Source organism: Sphingomonas sp. FUKUSWIS1 (assembly GCF_000733135.1).
Classification (GTDB): Bacteria; Pseudomonadota; Alphaproteobacteria; order Sphingomonadales; family Sphingomonadaceae; genus Sphingomonas; species Sphingomonas aerolata.
The window spans coordinates 50656-58473 of sequence record NZ_JPJC01000258.1; the positions used below are offsets into that span (position 1 = coordinate 50656).

General features: G+C 66.3%; 7 protein-coding genes. 4 read left to right on the forward strand and 3 right to left on the reverse strand.

Features of this window, described 5'->3' with window-relative positions; all coding sequences use genetic code 11:
* A partial coding sequence (gene gcvPB, locus sphsw_RS16585; protein ID WP_031441601.1) for an aminomethyl-transferring glycine dehydrogenase subunit GcvPB occupies positions 1-1511 on the forward strand: 1511 nt, incomplete at its 5' end.
* A 180-nt stretch (positions 1512-1691) separates the two neighbouring features.
* Here gcvPB and sphsw_RS16590 read toward each other — a convergent pair.
* Positions 1692-2588 (reverse strand): DMT family transporter, encoded by an 897-nt coding sequence (locus sphsw_RS16590; protein ID WP_031441602.1) that lies wholly within the window; start codon positions 2586-2588, stop codon positions 1692-1694.
* Between the two features lie 194 nt (positions 2589-2782).
* Between sphsw_RS16590 and sphsw_RS16595 the strand changes: the two genes are divergently transcribed.
* A complete protein-coding gene (locus sphsw_RS16595; protein ID WP_031441603.1) occupies positions 2783-4318 on the forward strand; it encodes an aminoacyl--tRNA ligase-related protein in 1536 nt (511 codons plus the stop codon).
* Here the strand turns inward: sphsw_RS16595 and sphsw_RS16600 are convergent.
* Positions 4312-5274: a cation diffusion facilitator family transporter gene (locus sphsw_RS16600; protein ID WP_031441604.1), complete on the reverse strand. Its 963-nt coding sequence runs from the start codon at positions 5272-5274 to the stop codon at positions 4312-4314. The two genes, sphsw_RS16595 and sphsw_RS16600, sit on opposite strands and share 7 nt — an antisense overlap.
* A 146-nt stretch (positions 5275-5420) precedes the next feature.
* Complete coding sequence (locus sphsw_RS20115; protein ID WP_166746134.1) at positions 5421-5579, reverse strand: hypothetical protein; 159 nt, start codon at positions 5577-5579, stop codon at positions 5421-5423.
* A 191-nt stretch (positions 5580-5770) separates the two neighbouring features.
* Between sphsw_RS20115 and sphsw_RS16605 the strand changes: the two genes are divergently transcribed.
* Both sphsw_RS16605 and sphsw_RS16610 read left to right on the forward strand, forming a co-directional pair.
* Positions 5771-7156, forward strand: a complete 1386-nt coding sequence (locus sphsw_RS16605) for a helix-turn-helix domain-containing protein (RefSeq protein WP_031441605.1) — start codon at positions 5771-5773, stop codon at positions 7154-7156.
* 171 nt (positions 7157-7327) lie between these two features.
* Positions 7328-7714 carry a response regulator gene (locus sphsw_RS16610; protein ID WP_042467600.1) on the forward strand — a complete coding sequence of 129 codons (387 nt, stop codon included), beginning with the start codon at positions 7328-7330 and terminating at the stop codon, positions 7712-7714.
* The last annotated feature ends 104 nt before the right edge of the window (positions 7715-7818 follow it).

The window sequence follows — 7818 nt, forward strand, 5'->3', positions numbered from 1 at the left end:
TCACCGGCAACAAGGCGCTGATGCTCGAGGAAGCGCTGATCTTCGAGATCGGCGACAGCCACACTACCGGCGTCGACTTCGCGACCGCGCCCGCACGTGCGACGACCAGCAAGCTCGGCCCGCTGGCACGCAAGGCCCCGATCGGCCTCCCCGGTCTTTCGGAACCTGAGACCGTCCGCCATTACACGCGCCTGTCGCGCCAGAATTACGGCATTGATCTCGGCTTCTTCCCGCTCGGCAGTTGCACGATGAAGCACAACCCGCGCCTCAACGAGAAGATGGCGCGGTTGCCCGGATTCTCCGACGTCCACCCGCTCCAGCCGGTCGACACCGTGCAGGGCGCGCTCGAGGTCATCCACCAGCTCGCGCACTGGCTCGTTACGCTCACCGGCATGACCAGCGTCGCGATGAGTCCGAAGGCCGGCGCGCACGGCGAACTCTGCGGGATCCTCGCGATCCGTGCCGCGCTCGAAGCCAAGGGTGAGGGGCACCGCAAGGTCATCCTCGTCCCCGAGAGCGCGCACGGTACCAATCCCGCCACCGCGGCATTCGCCGGCTATGGCGTCGAGGATATCCCCGCCACCGCCGAGGGTCGCGTCGACACCGAAGCGCTGAAGGCCCGGCTCGGCCCCGACGTCGCGGGCGTGATGATCACCAACCCCAACACCTGCGGGCTGTTCGAGCGTGACATGCGCGAGATTTCAGACGCGGTGCATGCGGCGGGCGGCTTCGTCTATTGCGACGGTGCGAACTTCAACGCGATCGTCGGTCGCGTTCGCCCGGGCGATCTCGGCATCGATGCGATGCACATCAACCTTCACAAGACCTTCTCGACCCCGCATGGCGGCGGCGGTCCGGGCTCGGGTCCGGTGGTGTTCTCGGCGGCGCTCACGCCCTATGCCCCGCTGCCCTTCGTCGAAAAGCAGGGCGAGACCTTCGTCCTCGTCGAGGAGGAAACCGCAGGCGAACACCATGCCGGCAGCTTCGGCCGCATGGTCGCGTTCCACGGCCAGATGGGCATGTTCACGCGCGCGCTGACCTACATCCTCAGCCACGGCGCCGACGGTCTGCGCCAGGTGTCGGAGGATGCGGTGCTCAACGCGAACTACATCCTGCGCAGCCTCGACGACACGCTCGACGCGCCGTTCGGCCCATCGGGTCCGTGCATGCACGAGGCGCTGTTCTCAGACTCGGGGCTCGCCGAGGGCTTCTCGACGATCGACGTCGCCAAGGGGCTGATCGACGAGGGCTTCCACCCGATGACGATGTACTTCCCGCTCGTCGTCCACGGCGCGATGCTGGTCGAGCCGACCGAGACCGAGTCGAAGGCGGCGCTCGACCAGTTCATCGCCGCGCTGCGCTCGGTCGCCGAACGCGCCAAGGCGGGCGACCCCAGCCTCAAGACCGCGCCGCACTTCGCCCCCCGCGCGCGCCTCGACGAGACGCTCGCGGCGCGCAAGCCCGTGCTGGTCTGGAAGGATCCCGTGCCGCTTGCGCAGGCGGCGGAGTAGGCCCCGAGCCAGCGACACCCCGGCTTTCCGAAACATGGCGGAGACGGAGCGCGCCCTACGCGCTCCGTCATCCCATCCGCTCCCGTCATCCTGACGAAAGTCAGGACCCAGGGTAACCGAGCGCTACCGTTTGTGACTCTGGGTCCTGACTTTCGTCAGGATGACGGAGATCACGTCAGTTCAGGCGATCGCGCGATCGGTTTCGTCCTGCCGGCGGACATGTTCGCGCCAGACGATGTAGAGGCCGCTCGCGACGATGACGGGGGCGCCGAACCAGGTCGCCTCGGCGGGCAGCGTGTCGAACACCAGCCAGCCGAGCAATGTCGCCCATAACAGGCTCGAATAATCCATCGGCACCACCACCGACACCGGCCCGAGCCGCAACGAGGTCGTCATCGCGATCTGCGCGAGGCCGCCGAAGACCCCGACGCTCGCAAGGCAGGCCCAGGTCACGAGATCATGCGACTCCGCTGCGCGCGCGTAGATCACCGACAGCGGCACCAGCGACAGCGCGGAGAACCAGAACACCGTCGTCAGCGCGCTCTCGGTCTTGCCGATCTGCCGGAGCAGGATCGACACGCTTGCCGTCCCGAACGCGCCCGCCAGCGCACAGCCCGCACCCCATAACGGAAAATGATCGCCGCTACCGGGCTGCGCGACGATCAGCACGCCCGCAAACCCCGCCGCCACCGCCGCCCAGCGATGCCAGCCGGTCGGCTCGCGCAGCACCAGCGCGCCAAGGATCGTGGCGAAGATCGGCACGGTGAAGCCGATCGTCGTCGCTTCCGCCAGCGGCAGCGCGACGATCCCGTTGAAGGTGAACGCCATCGCCGACAGCCCGACGACCGCGCGGATGACGTGCGCGGGCAGGCGCTTGGTCGCGATCGAGGGCAGGCCAGGCCCGGCGAGGATCACCCCGGACACCAGCAGGCACGCGCCGAACTGGCGGAAGAACAGGATCTCCGACACGCTCGCGCCGTGGCGTTCGGCCAGCTTGATCGCGGTGTTCATCAGCGCGAAGATCACGACCGACAGCAACCGCATGCCGATGGCGGGAAGGATGCGGTCCGAGGGCATGGCCTGCACCTACGCAAACCGCGCCCGCGATCCCACCCGAAACATCCGTCATCCTGACGAAAGTCAGGATCCAGAGCCAGAAGCGCTACGGGTGGTATCTTGGATCCTGACTTTCGTCAGGATGACGGCGGAGCGTGGGATCCACGCCGCAACGCATAGTGACGAACCCAGTCGCACCCGCTATCCGCGACGCCATGATAAAGCGCGCACTCCCCGTCACCCGAGAGGCGGATTTCTCCGCCTGGTACCAGGCCGTCATCACCGAGGCCGACCTCGCCGAGGAATCCGGCGTCCGCGGCTGCATGGTCATCCGCCCCTGGGGCTATGGCATCTGGGAGCGGATCCAGCGACTGCTCGACGACCGTATCAAGGCGACGGGGCATGAAAATTGCTATTTCCCGCTCTTCATCCCGCTCTCCTATTTCGAGAAGGAGGCCGAGCATGTCGACGGATTCGCCAAGGAAATGGCGGTCGTCACGCATCACCGGCTGAAGGCCGACGGCTATGGCCGGCTCGTGCCCGATCCCGACGCCAAGCTCGAGGAGCCGCTGGTCGTGCGCCCTACGTCGGAGATGGTCATCGGCGCCGCGTTCGCGCGCTGGGTCCAGTCGTGGCGCGACCTGCCCGTGCTGATCAACCAGTGGGCCAATGTCGTCCGCTGGGAAATGCGCACGCGCATGTTCCTGCGCACCAGCGAGTTCCTCTGGCAGGAGGGGCATACCGCGCACGCAACCGTCGACGAGGCGCGCGACGAGACGCTCAAGATGCTCGAAGTCTACCGCGACTTCGCCGAAGAGTGCCTCGGCCTCCACGTGATCGCGGGCGAGAAGCCCGAGAATGAGCGCTTCCCGGGCGCGGTCGCGACCTATTCGATCGAGGCGATGATGCAGGACGGCAAGGCGCTCCAGGCGGGCACCTCGCATTTCCTCGGCACCAATTTCGCCTCGGCGCAGAACATCCGCTTCCAGAACGCAGCTGGCGAGTTTGAGCTGGCCAACACAACCAGCTGGGGCGTGTCGACGCGGATGATCGGCGGCGTCATCATGGTTCACGGCGACGACGACGGCCTGCGCGTGCCGCCGATGATCGCGCCGTGGCAGGTGGTGATCGTGCCGATGCTGCGCGACAATCCCGACGACGCGGCGATCGTCGACTATTGCAAGTCGCTTCAGGCCGAACTCGCCAAGCAGTCCGCGCTCGGCGAGCCGGTCCGTGCGCTGCTCGATCGGAAACCCGCCAAGGCGGCGACCAAGCGCTGGGGCTGGGTCAAGAAGGGCGCACCGATCGTGATCGAGGTCGGCGGCCGCGACATGGCGGGCGGCAACGTCTCGGTCATCCGCCGCGACCGGCTCTACCGCGAGGACGGCAAGCTCGACAGCGTCACCACCTCGCGCGATGCCTTTGTCGAAGCGGTGTCGGGCATGCTGGCGGACGTGCAGGGGGCGTTGCACGTCGAGTCGGTGGAGCGGCTGCGCGCCAACATCGTGCCGATCGACGACTTTGCGGCGCTCGAGACTCACTTTGCCGACGGCGTGAAGAACCCGGGCTGGGTCGATGTGCGCTGGGCGAAGCCGACGGGCGCGGCGCTCGACTCGGTTGTCGAGCGGTTGAAGGCGCTCAAGCTGACGATCCGCAACGCGCCGATCGGCCAGACCGGATGCGACGATGGCGCCTGCATCTTCACCGGTCAGCCCGCGGTCGAGCGTATCCTGATCGCACGCGCCTATTGATCCTCCGGGACGCCCTCGTGAACCACGACGGCGTCCTCACGCTTTTCGGGACGGATATAGATCGAGGCGAGCATCGGCACCACAGCGCGGAGCTCGCCTTCCATCGCCTCGATCATCGTCTCGCCTTCGCCCATCGTCAGCGTGTCGACAAAGTCCGCGCTGATCGCGGCGAAGATGCTGTCGGGTGCGGTGTGGATCGTCCGGACATGGTTCACCGCGGCGATTCCAGGGTGCGCCGCGACGATGCCGCGAATCGTCGCAATCACGGCGGAGTCCGCACGTTCGCCGATCAGCAACCCCTTCGATTCGCGGGCGAGGATCACCGCGACGAGCGCGAGGATCAGGCCGATCAGGATCGACGCGACGCCGTCGATCCGGGGGTCGGCAAAGGCGTGGCTGGCCCAGATGCCGAGCCCGGCGATCATCAGCCCCGCCAGCGCCGCCGAATCCTCGAACAGGACGATGAAGCCTGCCGGGTCCTTCGAGCGATGGATCGCGGTCCACCAGCCCGAATCCCCCTTGGACTTGGCGAATTCCCGGACCGCGATCGTCCAGCTCGTACCCTCGAGCAGGACAGCGACGCCCAGAACGATATAGGCGATGAGAGGGTCGGAGAGCGGCTCAGGCCGCAGCATGTGCCGATACCCTTCATAGATCGACACGCCCGCGCCCACCGCGAAGATGAGGATCGCGACGACGAACGCCCAGAAATAGAGCTCGCGGCCATAGCCGAACGGGTGGGCCGCATCCGCCGGCTGCTTCGCCCGCGATTGGCCATACAGCAGCAGGACCTGATTGCCGCTGTCGACCAGCGAATGGACACCCTCGGTCAGCATCGACGACGATCCGGTCAGCCCCGCGGCGACGAACTTTGCGACGGCAATGCCGAGATTGGCGGCAAGCGCACCGTAAAGGACGATATCGTCCTTGATCTTGTTGAGAATTCCATCGGCCATACCGCCTCCTAGGCGAGGACGGTGGCGTCGGCCAGACGCGGAAAAGCCCATCGATGCCTGTGCACCAATGGGCCCTTTTCCTCCCCAGGAAAATAATCAAACCGACGCGCGCGCCTATTGGCGAAATCCACGTCGAACGGTGGCGGTCAGCCGAGTCGGCCGAGCCGGTGATACAGCGCGCTGAGGCGGCTCAATTTGACGTCGTCGACCGAGACCTTGGTGATCAATTCGCCAATCGCTTCCTTGAGCAATTCGAAATCTGCGGTCGAGAAAACGGCGCGGGCGCGCATTGGTTCGGTCGTCATGCCCATCTCCTTCATGGCGAATGTGTCTCCCCGTTTACAAACTCGAGCAACCGGGGCGGCGATGGCATCATAAAGCCTGAGAATTGCGGGGTTTGGAAGCGTGAGCGGCAGCCTGGCCGGGTTGTGCTGTCGTTGGGCGTTGCGCGGACCCTGTCTCTCTGTAACTATCGTGACAAGGACGGGGAGGCGGAATGGCCGAGCGCAAATTACTGGCAGGGCACGCGATCAGGCGGCTGCGACGCGGTGCCGGACTGACCCAGGCAGCGATGGCGGAGATGCTCTCGATCAGCCCCAGCTACCTTAATCTGGTCGAGCGCAACCAGCGGCCGATCTCCGCAACGCTATTGATCAAACTGGCGGAAAGCTTCGATTTCGATCCACGGATGCTGGCAGCGGCCGAACCGGGCGGCGGTTCGGAGGCGATCCGCCGCCGTCTGGCGCACCCCATGTTCGCCGACCTGGCGATCGACCGCAACGAGGTCGAGGAATGGCTGGCCAGCGCGCCCGGTGGTGCCGAGGCCTTTGCCCGCGTGTTCGACCGGATGGGGGAGGGGGATGGTGCGATTGCGCCATCCGACGACCCGGTCGCGCTGGTGCGCCGCGAGATCGAGCGGTGGCGGAATCACTTTGCCGATCTCGACGCCGCCGCCGAAGCGCTGGCGGACGAGCTGCGGCTGGGTGCCGGCGACCTTTACGGGGCGATCACCGAGCGTCTGCGCGCCAAACACGGCATCACGATCCGCGTCCTGCCTGCCGACGTGCTGCCCGACACGTTGCGGCGGCTCGATCTCCATGCCCGGCAGCTGCAACTGAGCGAGGTGCTCGATCCCGCCTCACGGACGTTCGCGGTCGCGTTCCAGCTTGGCCAGATCGAGGCGCAGGCGGAGGTCGATGCGCTGGCCAAGGCCGCAGGCTTCACCGACCGCGCTGCCGAACGGCTGTATCGGCGCCATCTGCTCAGCTATTTCGCGGCGGCGGTGATGATGCCCTATGCGCGGTTCCTGCGCGGGTGCGAGGCGACCGGCTACGATATCGAACTGCTGCAGCGACGGTTTGGCGCAGGGTTCGAACAGGTCGCGCACCGGCTGACGACGTTGCAGCGGGTAGGCGCGCGGGGGCTTCCCTTCTTCATGATCCGGATCGACCGCGCCGGGCAGGCATCCAAGCGCTATCCTGGCGCGAGCGGCGCGGCACTGGTCGAGGCAGAGGGCCGGTGCCCGCTGTGGCAACTCCATCACGCGTTCGATCGTCCGGGGGACCTGGTGGTGCAGCTGGTCGAGATGGAAGACGGTGCGCGCTGGCTGACGATGGCGCGGACGGTGCGTCCGCAGGGGCGCCGCTTCGGAGCGGTACGCGCGGAGTTTGCGATTGGATTGGGGGTCGAGGCGGCACTCGCGCGCGGGCTGGTCGCTGCGAGCGGTATCGATCTGACGGGCGCGGCTATGCCGATCGGCATCGGCTGTCGCGGATGCTTCCGCGCGGATTGCCCGCAGCGTTCCGCAGCCCCCGCAGGCCGCGCGTTGATCGTCAACGAACGCGAGCGTCGCACCTCGGCACTGACGTTCGTCGGCGACTGAACGCCGATAAGGCTGGACGCGCCAGGAATGCGACAGGACGCATGTGATGCAACGAAAATCGGCGTCGGCGATGCGTCCGAATTCGCCGCCGACCGTTTATAGCGGGTTCGCGCCTCACGCGTCCCGACCTGCCTCAGGCGGACCGATCGTGAGCCGACCCTGAATTTGTGTATGGGGTTTCCATTGTTCGCACCGCCATTGATCAGACGTCCCGCTGCGGGGATCGTTCTGATCGTCGAAGATCATCTGCTTGTTCAAATCACCGCAACGGCGCGGATCGAGGATGCCGGACTGTCGACGCTCGTCGCAGGCGATGCGGACGAGGCGATGGCGATTTTGACGTCGCGTGACGATGTCGCCGCGGTATTTACCGATATCGACATGCCGGGCTCGATGGACGGACTGGCCCTCGCAACGATCATCTGCCGGCGCTGGCCGCAGATCCAGGTCGTTGTCACGTCCGGCCAGCGGCCGAGCAAAGCCGCAGGTCTGCCCGACGGCGTCGCCTTCTTTCAGAAACCCTACGACTATTCGAACCTGGTGAACCATTTTCGCTGAGGCATAGATCGCGCCCGGTCACCCGGGCGCGGGACGCATCACGCCCCCGCCAGCGTCAACGCCGAAAGGTGCTCGTCAGATAGCTCAAGCGTCATGGCGGGCAG

Bases quoted from the DNA above. Each gene is read 5' to 3' on its own strand.
- sphsw_RS16610 (WP_042467600.1), top strand. From the start codon at position 7,328: ATGGGGTTTCCATTGTTCGCACCGCCATTGATCAGACGTCCCGCTGCG.
- sphsw_RS16590 (WP_031441602.1), bottom strand. From the start codon at position 2,588: ATGCCCTCGGACCGCATCCTTCCCGCCATCGGCATGCGGTTGCTGTCG.
- sphsw_RS16600 (WP_031441604.1), bottom strand. From the start codon at position 5,274: ATGGCCGATGGAATTCTCAACAAGATCAAGGACGATATCGTCCTTTAC.
- sphsw_RS16605 (WP_031441605.1), top strand. From the start codon at position 5,771: ATGGCCGAGCGCAAATTACTGGCAGGGCACGCGATCAGGCGGCTGCGA.
- sphsw_RS20115 (WP_166746134.1), bottom strand. From the start codon at position 5,579: ATGACGACCGAACCAATGCGCGCCCGCGCCGTTTTCTCGACCGCAGAT.
- sphsw_RS16595 (WP_031441603.1), top strand. From the start codon at position 2,783: ATGATAAAGCGCGCACTCCCCGTCACCCGAGAGGCGGATTTCTCCGCC.